The organism is Mycobacterium sp. (genome assembly GCF_049280035.1).
GTDB lineage: Bacteria > Actinomycetota > Actinomycetes > Mycobacteriales > Mycobacteriaceae > Mycobacterium.
In genome coordinates this window covers 1-1513 of sequence record NZ_JBAPPI010000235.1, presented here as the reverse complement: position 1 = coordinate 1513, position 1513 = coordinate 1, and the positions used below count along the sequence as shown (strand labels likewise).

At 66.5% G+C, this 1513-nt stretch carries 2 protein-coding genes; both read right to left on the bottom strand.

From position 1 onward, the window contains the following. Positions 1–629: hypothetical protein (locus WAN71_RS07590; RefSeq protein WP_422224745.1), on the bottom strand; the 629-nt coding region annotated here is incomplete at its 3' end. 36 nt (positions 630–665) lie between these two features. After that, a partial coding sequence (locus tag WAN71_RS07585) for an SDR family NAD(P)-dependent oxidoreductase (RefSeq protein WP_422224744.1) occupies positions 666–1513 on the bottom strand: 848 nt, incomplete at its 5' end.

The following is a 1513-nucleotide window of genomic DNA, read 5'->3' as shown; positions in this document are numbered from 1 at the left end:
ACTCCGGCCGCGACCAATCCAACTGCGCGCCAACGGTGTTCGCCGTCCCACTGCGCGATGGCGACGTCGTCGTCGAAGGAACCGGCCGATAACAGCACATCGCCCGCGGGGACCTGCGCCAGCACGTCTCTGGCCCGGCCTGGCCTAAAACTGACTGACCGCAGCGGGAGACCGAGTTGCCGGGCCGCCACCGCCGCCCCTTCGGCCACCTCGCGGCCGAACCCCGTGTCGACGTGCACTATTACCACCTCCGACCCCTCCCCAAGACCGTCGGCGGCAAGGGTCTGGAGCACCGCGGCGAGATAGCGGTAAGCGGGAGACTCCACGTTGACGACACGCGGATACGCCGGCCGCGCAAGCCGGCTGGTGGCGCCACCGTGGTTCCAGACGACCCCTTTGCTGGCGGCCGCGGCCGCGAGCGCCGGTCCCGAACCGTAGGGCCCGAACACCACGTCGGGCCGGCTAGCCTCGGCGACCCGCATCGCGGACGCCGCGGACGGGTAAGCGTCGATGACCCGCAGACTTACCGCGGAATGCTCGGCCCAGAGAGCGAGGGCGCTCGCCCCTGCTTTCCCGAATCTGGCCAGCGGCCCCGACAATGGGGTAACCAGGAGGGCGCGAGCTGCCACACCTACAACTTAAGCAGTGGCTGGCGCCGTCCGGGGCTAGCTGCCCAACCGCCCAGGTTTCATGAATTCCGGTATCGCGTCGTCCGGGGTCGGCGGGATCGATGATGGGGACAGCCCCCACAGCTGTTGAATGGTCGCGCCGCCGTCGACGACGAGTGTCTGACCGGTGATGCGGGCAGCCAGCTCAGAGGAGAGGAACAACGCGGCGTTGGCGACATCATGGGCGCGAGGCGCCGCCAGCGGATTAATTCCATTGACGGCGTACTCGTGTGGCGGCTGGTCCTCGTTGCCGGAGCCCACATTGCCTGGCGCGACCGCGTTAGCGCGAATGCCGTAGCGCCCCAGTTCATCTGCCAAGGTTTTGACGAGCGAGATGACCCCGGCCTTGGCGGCGCCGTAGGCGGCATGGTAGGTCGCCGCCGCAATGCCGTCGACCGAGGTGAGTGCGACCAACGATCCACCGCTGCCCTGGGCGATCATGCGCCTTGCCACGGTTTGAAAAAGGTAAAAGACCTGGGTCAGGTTGTAGTGGATCGCCAGGTCCCACAATTGGGTGGTGAAGTCCTCAACCTTCGACCAGGTCGCACCGCCGATAATGTCGACGCAGACATCAATACCGCCCAGAGCTGCGACGGCTTCGTCGATCGCCCGACTGACCTCCGCGGGGTCGGTCATATCGGCGACAATCGGGATGGCATTACCGCCCCTGCCGACGATCTCGGCGACAATGCGATCCGCGCGCTGCTTGTCGATATCGATACAGGCCACCGATGCGCCCGCCTCAGCAAGGGCCAACGACGTGAACCATCCATGGCCCGCGCGCTCCGGGATGTAGCCCGCACCCGACACAACGGCGCGCTTACCGGATAGTCCAAAATCGATCA